This is a genomic window from Mesorhizobium sp. CNPSo 4688 (assembly GCF_057784295.1).
In genome coordinates this window covers 1-18,083 of the sequence record NZ_JBWLUY010000026.1, presented here as the reverse complement: position 1 = coordinate 18,083, position 18,083 = coordinate 1, and the positions used below count along the sequence as shown (strand labels likewise).

13 protein-coding genes and 2 pseudogenes are annotated in these 18,083 nt (G+C 58.8%); 11 read left to right on the top strand and 4 right to left on the bottom strand.

What is annotated here, in order from left to right:
• The first annotated feature begins 74 nt into the window (after positions 1–74).
• Both AC04SH_RS30930 and AC04SH_RS30925 read left to right on the top strand, forming a co-directional pair.
• Complete coding sequence (locus AC04SH_RS30930; protein ID WP_488481720.1) at positions 75–344, top strand: helix-turn-helix transcriptional regulator; 270 nt, start codon at positions 75–77, stop codon at positions 342–344.
• Entirely contained in the window at positions 322–1,584 is a 1,263-nt protein-coding gene (locus tag AC04SH_RS30925) for a type II toxin-antitoxin system HipA family toxin (protein ID WP_488481719.1), read from the top strand. The genes AC04SH_RS30930 and AC04SH_RS30925 overlap by 23 nt, the downstream gene beginning before the upstream one ends.
• Before the next feature lie 124 nt (positions 1,585–1,708).
• On the opposite strand, the gene AC04SH_RS30920 is transcribed toward AC04SH_RS30925, so the two are convergent.
• Positions 1,709–2,062: a type 2 periplasmic-binding domain-containing protein gene (locus AC04SH_RS30920; RefSeq protein ID WP_488481718.1), complete on the bottom strand. Its 354-nt coding sequence runs from the start codon at positions 2,060–2,062 to the stop codon at positions 1,709–1,711.
• 104 nt (positions 2,063–2,166) lie between these two features.
• On the opposite strand from AC04SH_RS30920, the gene AC04SH_RS30915 reads away from it, so the two are divergent.
• The 4 genes and pseudogenes from AC04SH_RS30915 to AC04SH_RS30900 all read left to right on the top strand — a co-directional run bounded on the left by AC04SH_RS30915 (position 2,167) and on the right by AC04SH_RS30900 (position 4,983).
• A complete protein-coding gene (locus AC04SH_RS30915; RefSeq protein ID WP_488481717.1) occupies positions 2,167–2,313 on the top strand; it encodes an amidohydrolase family protein in 147 nt (48 codons plus the stop codon).
• 40 nt (positions 2,314–2,353) lie between these two features.
• On the top strand, positions 2,354–3,106 hold the full coding sequence (locus AC04SH_RS30910; protein WP_488481716.1) for an SDR family NAD(P)-dependent oxidoreductase: 753 nt from the start codon (positions 2,354–2,356) through the stop codon (positions 3,104–3,106).
• Positions 3,107–3,125: 19 nt separating this feature from the next.
• Positions 3,126–3,964: pseudogene (locus tag AC04SH_RS30905) on the top strand (transketolase).
• Complete coding sequence (locus AC04SH_RS30900) at positions 3,961–4,983, top strand: transketolase family protein (RefSeq protein ID WP_488481715.1); 1,023 nt, start codon at positions 3,961–3,963, stop codon at positions 4,981–4,983. The pseudogene AC04SH_RS30905 and the gene AC04SH_RS30900 overlap by 4 nt, the downstream one beginning before the upstream one ends.
• 58 nt (positions 4,984–5,041) lie before the next feature.
• Here AC04SH_RS30900 and AC04SH_RS30895 read toward each other — a convergent pair.
• Positions 5,042–5,470 (bottom strand): annotated as a pseudogene (locus AC04SH_RS30895) (integrase arm-type DNA-binding domain-containing protein); the annotation flags it as partial.
• Positions 5,471–6,545: 1,075 nt separating this feature from the next.
• Between AC04SH_RS30895 and AC04SH_RS30890 the strand changes: the two are divergent.
• The 3 genes from AC04SH_RS30890 (at position 6,546) to AC04SH_RS30880 (ending at position 10,653) form a co-directional block, all read left to right on the top strand.
• Positions 6,546–7,436: a SctD/MshK family protein gene (locus tag AC04SH_RS30890; protein WP_488481725.1), complete on the top strand. Its 891-nt coding sequence runs from the start codon at positions 6,546–6,548 to the stop codon at positions 7,434–7,436.
• Positions 7,437–7,996: 560 nt separating this feature from the next.
• Positions 7,997–10,111 carry a type III secretion system export apparatus subunit SctV gene (gene sctV / locus AC04SH_RS30885; RefSeq protein ID WP_488481714.1) on the top strand — a complete coding sequence of 705 codons (2,115 nt, stop codon included), beginning with the start codon at positions 7,997–7,999 and terminating at the stop codon, positions 10,109–10,111.
• Complete coding sequence (locus AC04SH_RS30880; RefSeq protein WP_488481713.1) at positions 10,108–10,653, top strand: tetratricopeptide repeat protein; 546 nt, start codon at positions 10,108–10,110, stop codon at positions 10,651–10,653. The genes sctV and AC04SH_RS30880 overlap by 4 nt, the downstream gene beginning before the upstream one ends.
• Positions 10,654–11,132: 479 nt before the next feature.
• On the opposite strand, the gene AC04SH_RS30875 is transcribed toward AC04SH_RS30880, so the two are convergent.
• Both AC04SH_RS30875 and AC04SH_RS30870 read right to left on the bottom strand, forming a co-directional pair.
• Entirely contained in the window at positions 11,133–13,259 is a 2,127-nt protein-coding gene (locus tag AC04SH_RS30875; protein ID WP_488481712.1) for a hypothetical protein, read from the bottom strand.
• 939 nt (positions 13,260–14,198) lie between these two features.
• Positions 14,199–15,941, bottom strand: coding sequence for an alpha,alpha-trehalose-phosphate synthase (UDP-forming) (locus AC04SH_RS30870; RefSeq protein WP_488481711.1), 1,743 nt, complete (start codon positions 15,939–15,941; stop codon positions 14,199–14,201).
• 748 nt (positions 15,942–16,689) lie between these two features.
• Between AC04SH_RS30870 and AC04SH_RS30865 the strand changes: the two genes are divergently transcribed.
• Together AC04SH_RS30865 and AC04SH_RS30860 are read left to right on the top strand one after the other, a co-directional pair.
• Entirely contained in the window at positions 16,690–16,983 is a 294-nt protein-coding gene (locus tag AC04SH_RS30865; protein WP_488481710.1) for a helix-turn-helix domain-containing protein, read from the top strand.
• A gap of 43 nt (positions 16,984–17,026) precedes the next feature.
• The gene (locus AC04SH_RS30860) at positions 17,027–17,554 is read left to right on the top strand and encodes a mobile mystery protein B (RefSeq protein ID WP_488481709.1); all 528 of its coding nucleotides are present in this window, start codon (positions 17,027–17,029) and stop codon (positions 17,552–17,554) included.
• Positions 17,555–18,083: the final 529 nt, after the last annotated feature.

The window sequence follows — 18,083 nt, the reverse complement described above, 5'->3', positions numbered from 1 at the left end:
GCATTCTTGAAAACAGCCAAGATATAAGCTAATCTCTCCAAAAATCCGCAATACAGCTATTTTGTGAGGCGAAAATGATCGATCTGATCGACCTTGGCAATGAGATCAAGAATGCTAGAAGACAACGTAAGCTGACACGGGAAAAGCTCGCCGAACTTTCTGGGGTCAGTCGGGCGAGGATCGAGGCGCTTGAGAACGGCAGGGTATCCGACATGGGTTTCAAAGGCGTGCTCACGCTCATGAACATCGTAGGGCTGGATTTTCGGCTGACGACATTCAACAACAAGCGGCCCACGCTCGAAGACATCCTGGAGGAAGACGATGCTCCGCGTATGGGTAGGTAGCAAGCCAGTCGGCGTGTTGGACAGGTCCGGCAAGCGTGGTTCGACTTTCGTGTACGACGTAAAGGCCGACGACCGTGACGCCGTGTCGCTCACGATGCCCAAACGGACCGAATCGTGGAATTCGGAGTTCGGCCTCCTTCCCATTTTTGACATGAACCTGCCGGAGGGAGCCCTTGAAGGGAAGATCCGGACGGCCTTCGCCAAGGCATTGGGCCGCTTCGACGACATCGACCTGCTGGCCGTCGTCGGTCGGTCGCAAATCGGCCGCATCCGCTTCACTGGCATGGAAGAGGAACTGGTGGAGGATGTCCCTTTCCGAAGCATTGACGACCTGCTGCGCGCCCGTCGGGAAGGCGATCTCTATAACGAGCTCCTGGAAACATACGCAGTCCATTCAGGGGTGGCCGGAGTGCAGCCGAAGGTGCTGGTGCGAGCCAGGGAGGATGAGCAGTCAGACGGACGTGGGTCCCTCAGCGTCCGCGGAGCTACCCACATCGTCAAAATGTGGGACCCCGACGAGTATCCCGAATTGGCGGCAAACGAATTCTTCTGCCTTATGGCAGCCCAGGAAGTCGGTCTCGAGGTGCCGGACTTCCGGCTATCCGAGGATGGTCTCGCCCTCGTGGTCGAGAGATTCGACCTAACCGATGGCTTGTACCTCGGATATGAGGACTTCTGCGTGCTGAACGGCGTAACCAGCAAGGACAAGTACAACGGAGGATACGAAACAAAGCTCTTCAAGCGGATCAAGGAGTTCGTCTCTCCCGAAAATGCCGTCGGGTCATTGGAAGTGGCTTTCCGCCTGTTTGTGATTAATTGCGCCATCCGCAATGGCGATGCCCACCTGAAGAATTTTGGCATCGTCTACAAAGACGCGGAAAGTCCGGTAAGGCTGGCTCCCGTGTATGACCTCATCACGACCAGGGCCTACATTAAGAACGATGCCATGGCGCTCACCCTCGACGGCTCCACCGCCTGGCCCGACCGAAAGAGGCTCGATCGGCTTGGCGTTACCCGGGCGAACCTCCGACCGGGGCGCGTAGGGGAGATCGTAGAGCAGACCTGCGACACGATCTCAGACGTTTCGAGACGGGCGAAGGCCTATTTTGAAGAGTCCCGCTTCCCTTGGGTCGGTGAAAGGATGCTCAGGGAATGGCAAGCCGGAGTGGGCTCGCTTTGCGAAGGAAAGACGATCCACTTGATAGAGGTTCCGGACGAACCGGCAACACAAAACGGCTAGAATACAAGCTATTTTTGGCCGCTCCGAACATAACAGCCAGCATTTAAGCTATCAATACCCAGGTGCTGTCGGCTCCGCCAAGCTTAACGTCGAGTGATGCGCGGCGTCTAGCAAGATTGCCAGATCACGCCATTGGCGCCGTTCTGTCGCCCTGTTCGCCGAAATGCGGCCGGCGTTCGAACGATATGCGAAGTTCCTTATCCGCCAGAAATTGGCGAGCCAGATCGGTATCGCGCTTGCCGACCCGTGATACCCATTCCGAAAACAAGCGAACCGCACGCCGGTTCATGTGCCGCGAAGGACAGACCAGCCAATAGCCTGGAAACTCGGTGACGTCGAACTTGGTCGAGACGGGCACCAAGGCGCCCGACACTAGATCCTCGAATGCTATGGATGTGCTTTCCAGGACCACGCCTGCTCCGTCCTTGGCCAATTGAACCGACATTGACGAACGGTCGAAACGATAAGGATAGGTCATGCGGGCGCCTTGGACGCCGTTGCGCGGAGCGACTGGTCCTGGACCACGGCGTCGATCCGCCCCTATGTCGAGGAGGCGATCGCGGCCTTGGTGTCGGCCGCTCAATGTTCGCGACGAACTTCCCCGTCGACAAGCTGTTCTCGAGCTTCGACGCCGTCGTGAACGCCTTCAAGGAGATCACGCAAGGCTACACACACGAGGAGCGGCTTGCATTGTTCCATGACAACGCCGCTCGCTACTACCGGCTCTAGATCATCCGCCGAGACAATTGAAACAGCAGGAGACTTTGACATGTTGCTGAAGGGCAAGGCCGTGGTGATTTCGGGTGCCGCGAGCCCTCGGGGAATTGGCCGCTCCACGGCAACGCTGATGGCGGAGCAAGGCGCGCGCATTGCTGTTCTTGACCTCGATAAGGAACAAGCCCGTGACGCCGCCGCGTCGCTTGGACCCGAGCATATCGGCCTCGCCTGCAATGTCGCCGACCTCGATGCCTGCAAGAGGGCTGCTGAAGAAGTGACCGAAGCGTTCGGAAGGGTTGAGGTGTTGTGCAACATTGCCGGGATCACGCAACCCGTAAAGACACTCGATATCGGTCCGGCCGACTGGGACCGCATCCTCGATGTCAATCTGCGCGGCGTGCTCTATCTCAGCCAGGCCTTCATCCCGCATATGCGTGAAAATGGCGGCGGCTCGATCATCTGCATGTCGTCCGTTTCCGCGCAACGCGGCGGCGGCATCTTCGGTGGCCCGCATCACTCAGCCGCCAAGGCTGGCGTGCTCGGCCTTGCCAAGGCCATGGCACGCGAATTCGGGCCTGACGGCATCCGCGTCAACTGCGTCACGCCTGGCCTGATCCAGACCGACATCACCGGCGGCAGGCTGACCGATTCCGTGCGCGCCGACATCATCAAGGGTATCCCGCTCAGTCGCCTGGGCGATGCGCGTGACGTGGCGGGCGCCTACCTCTTCCTCGCCTCCGATCTGGCCAGCTACATCACCGGCGCCGTGATCGACGTCAATGGAGGGATGTTGATCCATGGCTGACGGAACAACGGAATTCGAGATGCCACGTGCGGGCAGCAATGTCAGCCTTGCAGAACGCGCCTATCGCATCCGTCGACATACCGTGCGCATGGGCGAAGTCCAGGGCCAGGGCTATGTCGGGCAGGCGCTCGGCGTCGCCGATGTGCTTGGGGTCGCCTATTTCCATGCGCTTCGCTAGCGGCCGGATGACACACAATGGGAGGAGCGCGACCGCTTTCTGCTGTCGATCGGACATTATGCGATCGCGCTTTACGCGGCATTGATCGAAGCAGGCGTGCTGCCCGAGGAAGAGCTTGAGACCTACGGTACCGACGACAGCCGCATGCCGATGTCCGGCATGCCGGCGTACACGCCTGGAATGGAAATCACCGGCGGATCGCTCGGCCACGGGCTCGGCATCGCCGTCGGCATGTGCCTGGGACTGAAACGCAAGCAGAGCGATTGTTTCGTCTACAATCTCTTGTCCGACGGTGAGCTCGGCGAGGGTTCGACCTGGGAAGCAGCGATGTCTGCCGCCCATCACAAGCTCGACAACCTCATCGCCATCGTCGACTTCAACAACCAGCAGGCCGACGGCCCGTCCACAGCCATGCTGTCTTCGGAGCCGGTGACCGACAAGTTCGAGGCCTTCGGCTGGCACGCGCAGCGCGTTGACGGCAACGACATCGAGGCCGTCCGCGCTGCGTTCGACAACGCGCGGGGTCTCAAGGATCCGCGTCCGGTATCATCGTCTGCGACACCCGCATGGGTAAGGGAGTGCCGTTCCTGGAGGCTCGCGACGTCACGCATTTCATCCGCGTCGAGCCTTATGAGTGGGCGCTGGCGCTCGAAGCTTTGGAGAAGGGACGTCCGGAGTGAGGCTGTCAAAATTCGCGCCGCGCCACGCCGTCAACGCGGGCGAGCGCAAGACCACCTCGGCGATGATCGCCTCGATCGCGCCCGATGGCGTTCCCACGCGCAACGCGCCGTTCGGACACACACTTGCAAGGCTAGCCCATCAGCGGCCCGGGATCGTGGGTTTGACGGCTGATCTTGCGAAATACACCGACCTACATGTCTTCGCGCAGGAGCATCCGGATCGCTTCTATCAAATGGGCATGGCGGAGCAGGTACTGATGAGCGCTGCCGCTGGCCTGGCGCGGGAGGGTTTCACGCCCTTCGCCACGACCTACGCTGTCTTTGCCTCCCGACGTGCCTACGATTTCATCTGCATGGCGATTGCCGAGGACAATCTCGACGTCAAGATCGTCTGCGCTCTGCCGGGACTGACCACCGGCTACGGTCCCAGCCACCAGGCGACGGAGGACATCGCGATCTTCCGTGGCATGCCGAACCTAACGATCATCGATCCTTGCGACGCGCTCGACATCGAACAGGCCACGGAGGCGATCGCGGACTACAAGGGGCCGGTCTACATGCGGCTTTTGCGCGGCAAGGTCCCTGTCGTGCTCGACGATTACAACTACAAATTCGAGATCGGCAAGGCGCGATTGCTGCGCGACGGTGCGGACGTACTGTTCATTTCCAGCGGCCTAATGACCATGCGTGTGCTGGAGGCGGCAAAGGCTCTCGAAGCTGACCGTATCGGCTGCGCGGTGCTGCACGTGCCGACGATCAAGCCGCTCGACACAGAGGCAATACTTGCCGCTGCGCGCCAGCCCGGCAGGTTGGTGGTCGTGGCCGAGAACCACACGATCATAGGCGGGCTGGGTGAAGGCGTTGCCACCCTCCTTTTGCGAGACGGTGTGACTCCCACGTTTCGCCAGATCGCGCTGCCCGACAAATTCCTCGATGCCGGCGCGTTGCCGACACTTCATGATCGCTACGGGATCTCGACGTCCGAGATTGTGCGCCGCATTCGCGGATGGGTGAAATAGAACCGAGGGAACCGGGCTGCTTTTTCGTGAATTTCCGTGATGAGCCCGTAAATCTGCTTATATCTCGTACGTGAATTGCTGTCACCGGAGCACCACGTTTAACGATGCTGGCGCATAGGGCCCTTAGGTCGTCCGGCGTAATTTCCGGCAGGAGCCGATTGCGCCAGACCGGAAGAAGCGCTCGCTCAAAGATGGCGCGCCGCGTGGCCCGCGTGCTGTCGGCCATTGGCGCGGCCGTGAGCCAATTCTCGCCGAATTCGCCCGCTTCGCCCGCTGCTTCTCGATCGCTGGCGATCGTCCCACGCGGATGAGGTTGCTGGTCCAGGCACTTCTCTCGTGCGAGCGCTAGCGAGATTCCGTCACGTCCATATCTGCCCAGATGCACCGTCTCCTGGTGCCCATTGAGCCTGTAGTCCAGCAGAGACGGCATCGCGCTGCCCGGCATGACTTTGACATACATACCGTCACGGTCCACGACTTTGTAGATTTTCTCTTTTGGTTTTCAAAGGGTGGCGTCCGTCAGCATACCCATTGCTCCCAGAAAAGTACCGTCAGTACAACAGCACAGCTGACATTAAGTGGAAACCGGGGAAGTAGTAGACGGCACCGCAAAGCAGTTGACCCATACCTCGCGGCCAAATCGTGCTGGAAGAAATCTGCCACAATAGCAGAGGTCAGATCGCCGCAACCGTGATTTGCGGCAGCGCCGTTTTTACGGAAGCTCGTCAGCTTGTCGAAAGGTGGCGGCTATAGGTTGGGGACATGGATACCAACGCGGCCCTCGCCGTCCGCCAACGAAATTGATGATTAAAGCCGGAGTACCTGATGGTCGCAGCAATTGGAAGTGGATCTGGCAGCATGGGTTTTTCCTTGGCCCGTACGGGGGGGCATGGACATTCGAGTGGACAACCGCCGCACGCGCCCGGCGGACCTTCTGATCATAGCAGGCCGGATCAAAGCAGGCCGCCTGCGTACAACAGGCCTGTTAACGGTCGCGATCGGGCGGATATCCCGAACAATTCTAGCGGCGGCTTGCAATCTGTGGCTGAACAAGAAGCCTTCGAGCAGGTTCTCTGTGCCGTTGCGCAAACCATCATGATGGATGTCATGGCTGATTCCGAGGACGCTATGGCAGAAACGGAAGAAGAGGATGCCTGACGTTGGATGGTCCTCGTCAGGATGTGGTGTGCCGTCAATGAAGGCACAATTCGAACTGAAAGGGAAACTATATGGCTAATCCTATTCAAGCCTTTACCAACACCTTTGGTACAGCCGCTGCGACGCTTGGAACGACTGCTGCCAGAGGCGCTGGAGCTGTTGCCTTCCAGGCCCAGGTCGCGGATCTAGCGGCGGTTAGCGCGGAGGCTACGGCTAGGAGTATGGAGCTGCGCACTGTTTCGATGCAGCTCCAGACAGTCAAGAAGGCGGCCGACGAACGCGTTAACTAATGTCTGAAGCGCGGCTCAGGTAGCCTCGATCGCGTCCAGCTGGCGCGATGTGGAATCGAAATGAGCCGCACGGCAATTGCCGTGCGGCTTCTCTCCTTTTTGGGAAGATCATCATTGAATGACGCCGTTTCCCTTCATTTCGAAGTTTTGTCAGGTCTCTATTGCGGACTGACCGGCGAGGTGGCTCCAGAAGCCAGCTTAATCGGCAGCGGCCTCGATGCCGATATAATCTTCGTCGAGCAAGGACTCGCGCCGCATCATCTTCGTATCAATGTTGTTGAAGATTCGATCGAGCTCGATGCCCTGGCAGCCGGAGTTAGCGTGGAGGGCAACGGGAATGTAGCCGCAGGCCAGCGTGTTGTGGTTGCTCTTCCTGTCGTTGTTCAAATAGGCGCCATGTCCATTCTCTGGTCGGCAAAGGGTGCAGCGCCAGCTGTGTCGAACGGTCCACCACGGCTATCGATCCCAGTGCTAGCCTTCGTGCTACTCGGTTCCGTCGGGATCGGCGCGCTCTCAGCCATTTTCTCCTACTACGACAGCGCCGGTGGATCGGGCACCAATTCGTCTAGTGCCAAACTTGAATCCAAGCTGACCAATGACCGTGCTGATAATCAGAACACCGAGGCCGCGGCCAAAGATTTGCAAAACGAAGTCGCCAGAGCGGGCCTGCTCAACATCAAGATCGGCTCCGAAAAGGGTGTTGTGACTGCTGAAGGTACCGTCGCGTCTGCATCGGCCACCAGTTGGCAGAAGGTTCAGCAGTGGTTTGATCATCGCACGAAGGGCGCAGTGACTCTGGTTAATGGAGTTGTCATCAAAGAGGACAAAGGGCCGTCCGCAATCGCGGTTGAAGCGGTTTGGCGTGGGTCTTCGCCGTATGTTGTCATTGGTGGCGAGAAGTATTTCGTCGGCGCCCTTTTGGACAATGGATGGACGGTCGATCGGATCGAGGACGGCCGCGTGCTGCTGAGCCGAAATGGCCGCCTTGCTTCTCTCCCATATTAAAGGCTCGCGGCGGCAGGCCACGTTCACGAGAACTCCCATGGTCACGCAGCCCCACCTATCCTGTTGCGCTCGATTTCATAGGTTGCGTGAAGGTGGCGTCCTGCGGAACCAGTTGCGGCGGATGGTCATGTTGCGGCAGAGCCGCAACCAGCCTTCTCAAAGGCTTGCCCATGGCGACCCTGCGTCAACCGCGACGCTGCATTGCAACCAACGAGCGTCTCCCAAAGCCGGTGATGTCGTCCCGAGCCACAAGCAAGAGCGCAAATTCCCCACCCCGTCCGGCAAGGAGTTTGAATACGAGCAGAGCGCACGAGACTTGCCCCTGCTGTGTCTCGTTGACCACGCTAGTTTTCGGGATGTCCGCCTAGGGCGGCGCCGCGCTTATCCGCTTAACTGGCAAGCTTTCGGTCAAACACTGGCGGTCCTGAACAGACCGGATCCACCCGGCCGCCATCCATTTTCGCGCCTGTCTCCCAGCCTCAAGCTGAGCCATGCGCTGGTGGGTCTTCGAAATCTGCGTAGCAGCAGAGCAACTCTCAAACCATCACAAAGGGGCCTCCATGGCCAACATCCTGCGTAACTTCATCGAGCGCGCGCCGGCCAACCCGGACTTAATGGTCGCGTTGATGCTGCTTCTGGCCATAGCTATGATGGTCATGCCAGTACCGATCGCTGTAATTGACGCGCTGATCGGATTCAATATGGGTTTAGCCATCCTGCTGCTGATGGTCGCCCTGCATATCAGCACGCCGCTTGATTTTTCCTCCTTGCCCGGCGTCATTTTGATTTCCACGGTGTTCCGTCTGGCGCTCACCATCGCAACAACCCGACTGATCCTGGCCGAGGGGGAGGCAGGCAGCATCATCCACACGTTCGGCGATTTCGTGATCGCAGGTAATATCGTCGTAGGTATTGTCATATTTCTGGTCGTCACCATGGTGCAATTCATGGTCCTTGCGAAGGGCGCCGAACGCGTAGCAGAAGTGGCGGCGCGCTTCACGCTTGATGCGCTGCCGGGCAAGCAAATGGCGGTCGACGCGGAGTTGCGGAACGGCCACATCGATGGCAACGAATCTCGCAAGCGTCGCGCCGCATTGGAGAAGGAGAGCCGACTTTACGGCGCGATGGATGGTGCGATGAAGTTCGTGAAGGGCGACGCCATCGCCGGGTTGGTCGTTATCTTCATCAACATGCTGGGTGGGATTTCGATCGGCGTGCTTTCGAAGGGAATGCCCTTCGCCGAGGTGCTGCGTCACTATACTCTGCTGACCATCGGTGATGCGCTCATCTCGCAGATTCCGGCCCTGCTGCTCTCAATTACCGCGGCCACCATCGTCACTCGCGTAACCGGAGCTGAGAGCCTCAACCTTGGGACCGACATCGTCGATCAACTCACGGCCAGTAGGCGAGCATTGCGGTTGGCGGCCTCTGTCTTGATTGCAATGGGGTTCGTTCCTGGCTTCCCCCTGCCGGTCTTTCTCGCCTTGGCCGCAATCTTCGCCGCGGCAAGCATGGTCAAGGGTGATGTGCTGGCCGCCAGCAGCGGCGATGGTACAACGGCAGCGTCAGGGGAGTCCGCAAACCAAACCCCGCCTGCCCAAGCCGGTCCGATCGCCTTATTCCTTTCGCCGAACCTTATGCATGCGATCGACCAAGCCGAATTGCAACAGCACATTGCAGGTGTTTCGCAACTGGTTTCAGTCGATCTCGGCATCGTTGTTCCCAGCATTCCTGCCTCGATCGATCAACAGCTGCCCGAGTCCCAATTCAGAACAGATATCGAGGGCGTCCCGGTCGAACAAGGTTTGATTGATCCCACACAGCTGAAGCTCAAAGATGATGTGGCGAAATTAGAATCGAGCAGCATCCCGTTTCGGCATGATTTAGAAACGGACACAATCTGGATCGAAAAAAGCCATTTGGCGGGTCTCAAAGCTGCCGGTATCGCGCATTACTCGCCTAGCGAACTCCTCGCGTTGCGTGTCCAGGCTATGTTGACTCGCTACGCACCTCGCTTGGTCGGCATCCAAGAGACGAGCCAGTTGCTGGGCCGGATGGAGCAAGAATATGCCGATCTGGTGAAGGAGGTGCTGCGCACGACACCGATCCCACGGATTGCAGATGTGCTGCGCCGCCTGCTGAATGAAGGTATCCCGATCCGCAATACTCGCCTCATTTTGGAGGCATTGGCCGAATGGAGCGAACGTGAGCAAAACGTCGCCCTTCTCACGGAGTACGTCCGTTCTGCCATGAAGCGGCAGATCTGCCATCGCTATGCCAACGGACACGGTGTCCTGCCCGCCTTAATCATAGATCGTGAGACTGAGGATGTGGTACGCAACGCGGCTCGGGATTCGGCCGCTGGTCCCTCCCTCTTGCTTGAGGATCAGCAAAGCGAAGCTCTGCTATCACAGATGCGTCAGATCATTTCCGGCGCAACGCCGGATCAAGCCCGTCCTGTCGTATTGACTTCGATGGATGTTCGACGCTTCGTCCGCGGCTTTCTCACCCGAAATGGGATCGATCTTGCTGTACTGTCCTATCAGGACCTCGCGTCAGACTTCACGATTCAGCCCGCCGGATCGGTCAGGATCCGCCTGGAACCAAAAGTGGGACGCCAGGAGAACCGCGCAATCTCCGCTTTGCCATCTAAGATAGGTGATAACCAACTATGAGTTCACATGAGCATGTCGCTTCACCGTTACTTTCGTTTCATCTGAAACCGGTTCTCTTCGCAGCATTCGCCATCCTGCCTCTTGCCGGTTGCGCTAGTTGGAATAAGCCAGCTCTTTCAGTAAAGGAGACGTCGCCCCCGGACTTGCTCGGCGCCAATCACATCGATCCGGCTATGCGCGAACGCATTTTGCGCGAAGTCGGTCAGGATTCTCAAGAGCGAGCTTTGCGAGATGAGCTGAGGCAACATCCAGGCAATGTTGATATGGCAATCCGTCTTACGAAGGTTTTGGTGGCGCAGAAACGCCTTGATGACGCCGTTGGGGTCCTCGACAGCGTCCTGGTTGCAGTTCCAGGCGACTTGCGCGCGTTGAATGCGAAGGGAGCTGTCTTGGACATTCAAGGCAGGCATGACGCGGCACAAGCGTTATATCGGCAGGCCCTCCAAACAGAGCCAGAAAATCAGATGTTGCTCCACAATCTTAACCTGTCGGTTGCGCTTAACGGCAAGTCCGAACGGAATGCGTTGGCACCGTCGCAATAGCTGCCACTGGACTTGCATGTTTGTCAGAAGTGGCCGCAGATCGGGCGCTATGTACGAGCACGCGTCAGGACCGTTTGGGGCGCTGATGTTGAAGGGACTGCGTAAGGTCTTCCAAGTCACCAGGGTGAGAACGAGACCCGGCGATTGTAGCGTCTCCGGCAGAGCACCAGTTGTGGGCGCTGTCGCACTATCTGAGATTGACCTGACCCGCACCTCGCACGATCCGGCTCGCCGCCGCGATCGGTTCGCCGCTGGGCCGCATCGGAAAGTCGCCAATGGCATGTACCGCCGGTCCGGTGAAGCAGGGGGTCGGGAGCTCGGACCGAAGTCGAAGAGGCGGTCTCGCGTTCCAAACACGCTTTGCCCTCCCGCTGCAGCCGGTGGAGGCCTCGCCTAGGCTCATTGGGCTATGGCGGCTGGACTTCGGCAACTCGGTTGTCGCGAAACGTAGTTTGCTGGCGTCGGGCATCGCTCTACAACTACACCCCATGACCGACAGCCTGCGTCGACTGATGCTTCGCTTCAGCAAAGGAATGGCGTGCATGACTGCTAGATCCGGCGACCAACAAGGACTTGCAGAACGCGGGGGTGAGCTTGCCACGGTGGATCACGATGTTCTCGTGACCGATCTTGGCGCGGGCGTCCTGCCACTGCCGATTATGGCCGCGCTGCTCATTCGACTTGACGTGGCAAGCGGCGAAATCGGCTTCTTCCAGTGTTGCCAACTCCCCTGCATGTACCGGCCGCTTCGTATGGATGTGCACCCACATGGGACCCGGCATGACGCCGTTGCGCAGCGCCTTCGGCTGCAGCCTGATCTCAAACAGCGCCCCCGGCTCGCCCTTCAACGCACGTGGCAGATCCGCAGGCGTCAACTCCTTGGCCTCAAGCAAGTGTTCAAGGTGGTTCTGGGACGGAAAGGCGTAGGTCTTCATGCACTCGATCTTGGCGTTGGCCCTTGTCTCGTTCAAAGCCTTAGCCAGTCCCCTCGCCTCGGACAATATCACCTTGAGCCGGACGGTTTTGTCGTGCACTTCGACCACTTGCGCGGGCGAGAGCAGGACGCGTCGCCGAGGATCCTCCAACGCGACCAGACAGGCCTGCATCTCAGTGGTCTGTGCCTGGAGGCGCGCGATTACAGTTTCGACGGCGTGGTCGGCGTCTTCGGGTTTCAGCTGGCGCGCCTGAGAGACGGTCCTTTGCTGACCAGCCGTATCGAACTGCAAAAGTTCGTCCAGCCGCGTGAGTAGCGGCCTAAGGGTCTCCGTCGAGGCTGGGGCCGGGGTTTGCCAGATCGCCAAGTGTGCCGCCGCCGATGACGCGCTCGCATGCGCCTCTCTCGCGCTCACAAGTTTCTTCGTGCCTCGATCCGAACGCATGAGAACCTTGGTTGCTGGCGCGGAGTCGTCGCTGACGGTTGCAACGACTTGCGGTTCCGGCCGCGGCGCGGCCGAACTCCCGCCACCGGCAGCCAGCTTGCCCTTGCTTTTCCTCTGCCGGCTGCGCGCCGCGGTGACTTCGGCCACCGCAGCCTCGCCGGCAGTTTCGGCCAGTATTGTAGCGCCCGCGGCAGCTGTCCGTGCAGTGATGGGCGACGACTGCGTCTGCAGCGTCAGAGTTCCTTGGGACACGGCAGCCGTGCCAGCCTTGTCGGCCGATATCGCAGCGCTGGCGATGGCCGGCGATAAATTCCGTGCAGGCTCTGGCTGCAGATCCAGGAGCCGCATGACCTCGTCGGCAGTGATCCATGCGCCGTCTACGATTTGCCCAAGCAGTTCCAACGGGAGGCGGCCACCTGTTCCATGGTCGCTTAGCTTGGCAAGCATGGAGTACGACGTCGACGCAAATTCCGAAAGCCGCTCCATGACTCCTTCCAAAACGGCGCAGTGTTGTGCGTCGAGGGGACGCCCTTGATTGTTCATCACAGCATCTTTCGTCGAGACGAATGCCGGAAAAACATCGGCGATGAAGCCGTCCAACAGAGCCACCTGTTCGTGGAGGATGTCCCTGACGGGTGGTTCGAACGTGCTTGTCTGCGGCTCAATCTTGAGCTGCGCGAGAGCGGTCCGGGATTGCAGCTGCATGACCTTCGTAGCCATTAGCCAGCCGGTGCGCAGGCGCAGCGCGGCTTCTTCGCCCCGCCGCATTTCGACCGTTGAACTTGGCAAATTGGAAGCCGCGGCGCACACGGACCGCGCCCATTCGCCGCGCTGTACCTTCTTGTCCCACCACTCCATGCAGGCGACATAATGTTTAGCCACACTGGAAACCGACCGGATCACCTGGTCGGGGGAGGCATTGGATCGGTACATCTCGCGGAGGATGCGGTCGGCAGCCTGCCTGCCCCGTTCTGACTTCTCGATAATTGTTTTGGCTACACGATCACAATGGTCCACTCGATCGATCGCGTGGTCGCGGATTTGACGCACCTGATCGTCGGGCAGAATGCGATGCGCTACCGGGCCGGGTAGGCTTGTGTAGTATTCCAGAACGTTTGCACCCGCATTGATGACCCGATCGAATTTGTCTTGCAGTTCGTCCATCGATCGTATGTTTTGCAGGCCGCTTTTTTGGCGAACGTCTAGTTCCTCAAGCAGGCCGAGCATCCGTTGCTTTGCGTCGTTTTTCTCTTCCTCTGTCCAGGGAGCGGGTATTGCCTCACTTGAAGTTGACGGCGCGCCCGCGATCGGCGTCGTACTGTCAGCCTCCGACAAAGAAGGAACGCCGCGCCGCCGCGTAGCGGCTACACGCGGCGCGGCAACCGGGATTCGATGTGCGCCAACGGATGGGCCGGAAGATCTACCACCAAGGTCGTCATCAGCACCGTGCGCGATGCCAGCCGAGAGTAAACCTCTACCTTCAGGCTCAGAGCGCATCCGATCCACGACGGAACCGAACGATCGGCTGCCCTCCGCCGCCGCCCGACTCGATGGGGAGCGCGAACTGCCCGGTTCGGCTGCATCATCGGCGATGCGTGATCTGTCAAGTCGGCCAATGCCCGTCATATTTCATCTCCGATGAAGGCTTAGAATGCGCTGTCTATGCTGCTGGGGCGGATGTCGCTTAGCCGTAGCGCATCGTACGCGGGGATATAAGCGTACCCTGATGGGCATAGGGCATGGGATCCCCGAGCAGCCGCATGGTTTCTCGTCAATCGTCACGGGCAGCCCCACGCGCAGCGGCGTCGATTGATTCACGCCGCACTCGCAGTTTTCAGGTTTTGCAAGAATTCAGTCGAGGTCCGCTCGCGCTTCCATTCACCGACACCATTTTTCACCAAAGTATAGCTATAGCTGAAACCTTCTACATGGGTCCGTCGTAAGGGCTTTTGGCTTCCTGCATTGAATGCTCTGACGTTCCCACCGATTGCCTTTCGTGATTGTCGCCAAATGCCACCGACGAGTCAGCAATTCGACGACTCCCTGGTCGTTGAGCGTCACGGCGAGAGTGCGTTGCGACGCTCGAAATCATCACGGCTTTGCTTGCTCCAGATCTTTGCGCGGGAAGCCTATGCGCTCATCCGCCCAACCCACGTTCATTATGATTCAATCGTTCAGGGACACATTCGGCATGACATCGCCTGTCGCTGGCGGGATCCAGTATCTATCCATTGAGCGCTTCAGCGATGCGTCCAACTCGGCGGCTGTCCGGAGCGAGGGCATTTGCGCCTCGTTGATCCAGCCGAAGCCGAGGTAATGGAAGTGGTCCGCCGGCGCCGTGATCCGGCTCTTGTCCAATTCTCCAACGAAGTCCGCCGCCCAATCGTGGATTGTATAAGCTTCAAGTTTATCCTTCATCGGCTGCCAGCGTTGGATGCGCTCTTCGCGGGGCATCTTGGCCGCTCTGGAAATCGCGGACGCGATCTCGTCAGGGCGGGTCGGATCCACCAGCAGAGCCTCATTGTTGTTGAAGTCCTCGGCCGCACCTGCAAACTTGGACAAGACCAAAACGCCCGGATCTTTCGGGTCTTGCGCAGCGACATATTCCTTCGCTACCAAATTCATGCCGTCTCGCAAGGGTGTCACCACGCAGACGCGCGCGGCGCGGTAAAGACCCGCGAGTCGAGCCTGGCTGAAAGCGTCATTCTCATAGAGGATCGGGCTCCACTCGTCCGTACCATGCTCGACATTGACCCGGCTGACCAAGCTGTCAACATTGCGCTTGTACGCTTGATACTCTTCAATTTCGGTGCGTGAAGGTATGGCGATTTGCAAGAGTGAAATGCTGCGCGGCTCGGCTGCGAACACCTGATCGAAAGCTTTGATCCGGTTGTCGATACCCTTGCTGTAATCGAGTCGATCGACGCCAATTGCAAGCTTCGCGCCCCCGAGTTTCTTTTGCACGGAGGAGATATATTCCTCCTGATTGGCAAGCGACTCCGCCGCATATTCTGCAAACTGCTTCGGATCGATACCGATCGGAAACTTTTGGCAGCGCGTCCGCCCGCGTTCCGAAATCACGATGCCATCCTTGCTTTCTAGGCCAAGATGAGAACGGAGGCATGCAAGGAAGTTATCCACGTCCCTGTTGGTCTGAAAGCCGAGCAAGCCATAGTCGAGCATCGATTTCATGAGTTCACGATGATTGGGTACTTGCGCGATGGTATCGGGTGCCGGCCACGGCGTATGTAGGAAAAAGCCGATCGGCCGGTCGACGCCGAGTCTGTGGAGGTCATCGGCGAGCGGAAGAAAGTGATAATCATGCACCCAGAATGCGTCTCGATCCCTCAAGTCGAACGCCGCGCGCGCCATAAAGGCATTGATCTCGCGATAGCTGTCGTAATGTTGCGGCGAGCTCGAAATTCGGTCGGGCAAGGAGTGAAACGCCGGCCATAATGTCGAATTCGCAAAACCTGCATAGAAGCCAGGATAGTGTGCGCTCGGCAGATCAAGCCTCGATATATGTCCCTCGCCATATGACTCGAGTTGCACACTCGCTGCAGCGTCCTCGCTCACCTTGCCTGAGGAGCCCAGCCAGACGGCACCTGAACGCGCCACGATGGGCTCGAGCGCTGCGGCAAGGCCGCCCGTCTTCGGTTGGCCCGGGTCGGCGGCTGCAACGCGGTTTGAAATGACGACAAGCTTTGATTGCTGCCCTGTCTCACAGAGATCATCCTTCTGGTGGACAGAACCAATCCGAGGGGAAAGATCTGAAGGGGATTGTTGCATCCAATACTGCGCTGCCTCGCGCAGGTGCTGGTCGAAGGCTGCGTGTTGCATGGGTTGCCGTGTCGTGCGTGACGTACCGGCGGGCCTTGAGTCTGCCACCAAAGCAGTGATTCTATCCATTTTACATCTCCGTCCAGATCTCCATTCGATACGGTTTGGGATCGCAGCCACTAAGCCGCAGGCTTCTCCATTGCTCACCTTAAGCGGTCGAGCTTTCGAGAAGCTGACGAGACTAAAAGCAATTAGTCGCCGCGCTCAGTGGGACCTGATGGCGACCTGTGGCCGAGCACTCCAACTAGGCAGTGGGGCTCACGCCCTTGATCGCACGGAGCTGGCCTCCCCCTCTCACCGGATGCCTGTGCAGGGCGCTTCGGCTGAATTCATTCAGCCGAAGCGCGGCAAGCGATTGCGTGACAGCCGCTACCCCAGCAATCCAGTACTGCGTGCCTTTGGAGGACCTGTCAGCCAGTTATAAACCGACGTCAGCTTGCTTGTGACCGCGACAGTCTATCTTTTGGACCATCGCACCTGGCTTTTGGGCTGGCTCGGTCCGGCACTGACCCAAGGGAGGGGCTTGGGGCGTCTGAGCCGATGCCGGACCGAACCGTATCAGGCGACGCGGGTTATCTCGTCGCACATTGCAGCAACAGGTGCCACTTATGGCTTTATATCTTCTATCCGACTTTCTGTGAAATTTATTGTTTTGATCCGACGCATTGATGCTTTGGATGGACCCAAAGTGCCCCGTATTGAGCAGGGCTCGTGTTGAAGGACTGTTGTTCGACGGCTCTAATTTGAGTGCGGCAGGACGGATTGCGCGGCCTACACCAGCCGAAGGCTGGATTCGAACCGTGCGCAAGCCCTTGGCATGTCCGGCGCGCAGCTTGCAAAAAGGTTGGGCGTCACGCGCGCCCACGTGGCACAGGCAGAGAAACCCGAACTCGACGGCGGCGTAACCCTGAAATCCATGCAGGCCGCAGCTGAAGCCATGGGTTGCCGGTTCGTCTACGCTTTCGTTCCACCTGGCTCCATCGAGAATGTAATCATTGGCCATGCCCGAAAAAAGGCGCAGGCGATTACCAACACAGCGGGCAAGCATATGGCGCTGAGGGTCAAGCCGTATCCGACAGCCGGACGCGGCAGGAAGTTTCTCGCCTCATGAGCGAGTTGATCTACGAAATGGCTCCCGACTTCTGGAAGGACAAGTGACGATTAAGCTCGAATATCCCGAGGGAGCTGCGCCCCTCGATCCTAATGAACTCAGTGGGCTTAAATACAAGCACATCACCACGCAGGGCGAGCTTGACGAGCTCAAGCAGGCCAACATCGCTTCCGGGCCGCGCTGGCTTGCCCGCACGCGTGGCAAGGACATCCTCTCGGACGATTTTGCAATCGAGCTTCACCGGCGGCTCTTTGGCGACGTGCGGGACTGGGCAGGAGTGTTTCGGAAGACCGGGAAAAACATCGGCGTTGATCCAACCCAGATTGGAGTGCAGCTACGCGGCTTGATGGATGACGCCCAATATTGGGCGGCAAACCGCACCTATGCGGCGACCGAGGCCGCCGTGCGCCTACATCATAAGCTGTTCTTCATTCACCCGTTTGCCAACGGCAACGGGCGTCACGCGCGTATCATGGCCGATGTCGTCCTCGACAAGGTATACGGCGCCGGCCCAATCGACTGGACAGCAGGCGCAGACCTTCAAAAAATCAACGAGAGGCGCATCACATAGATCGCGGCTCTGAAGGCGGCGGATGCTCATGACATCGGGCCGCTGCTGGCGTTCATAGGTCCTCGAACCGATGTGTCGGAGAAAGCTGACAGAGCCACCCGATTCGCCGGCTCGGCGACGCGCCGGCAAATTGTTCAATGAATCGAAAAATCGACGGTCTGTCGGCTCATGCCGGCGAAGCGCGCCGGCACCTGCCCATGTTCGAGGCTAGTTGTCGTGATCAGGTTGTCGACAGCTTCCCCATTTAACAAAACAGACAGGGTTGGTCGCACTGGACGAACATCGGCTGCCGATGCTCACGATGCATGCCTGCCGAGGGCTGTTAAAGGGTAGTTTGTTGCTGATTTCCGGCACGTCAAATCCAGCCCAGCTTCGATGCCTATTTTTGAAGGGAGGAACGGATGGATTTCGCCTCGACGAAGTGGGAGCAGGTAAAGTCGGACAGCGCGGGCCGGCAAGCGAGTTCACCCGCGGTGCCGTCCGCAGATGCAGCGACCTTTGAGCGGCAGCTGAGCGAGATCGCCAGTTC

Excerpts from the sequence above, each read along its gene's own strand:
- AC04SH_RS30920 (WP_488481718.1), bottom strand. The coding sequence starts at position 2,062 with ATGACCTATCCTTATCGTTTCGACCGTTCGTCAATGTCGGTTCAATTG.
- AC04SH_RS30880 (WP_488481713.1), top strand. The coding sequence starts at position 10,108 with ATGAGTTCACATGAGCATGTCGCTTCACCGTTACTTTCGTTTCATCTG.
- AC04SH_RS30925 (WP_488481719.1), top strand. The coding sequence starts at position 322 with ATGCTCCGCGTATGGGTAGGTAGCAAGCCAGTCGGCGTGTTGGACAGG.
- AC04SH_RS30915 (WP_488481717.1), top strand. The coding sequence starts at position 2,167 with ATGTTCGCGACGAACTTCCCCGTCGACAAGCTGTTCTCGAGCTTCGAC.
- AC04SH_RS30930 (WP_488481720.1), top strand. The coding sequence starts at position 75 with ATGATCGATCTGATCGACCTTGGCAATGAGATCAAGAATGCTAGAAGA.
- AC04SH_RS30875 (WP_488481712.1), bottom strand. The coding sequence starts at position 13,259 with ATGCTCGGCCTGCTTGAGGAACTAGACGTTCGCCAAAAAAGCGGCCTG.
- AC04SH_RS30865 (WP_488481710.1), top strand. The coding sequence starts at position 16,690 with ATGTCCGGCGCGCAGCTTGCAAAAAGGTTGGGCGTCACGCGCGCCCAC.
- sctV (WP_488481714.1), top strand. The coding sequence starts at position 7,997 with ATGGCCAACATCCTGCGTAACTTCATCGAGCGCGCGCCGGCCAACCCG.
- AC04SH_RS30910 (WP_488481716.1), top strand. The coding sequence starts at position 2,354 with ATGTTGCTGAAGGGCAAGGCCGTGGTGATTTCGGGTGCCGCGAGCCCT.
- AC04SH_RS30870 (WP_488481711.1), bottom strand. The coding sequence starts at position 15,941 with ATGGATAGAATCACTGCTTTGGTGGCAGACTCAAGGCCCGCCGGTACG.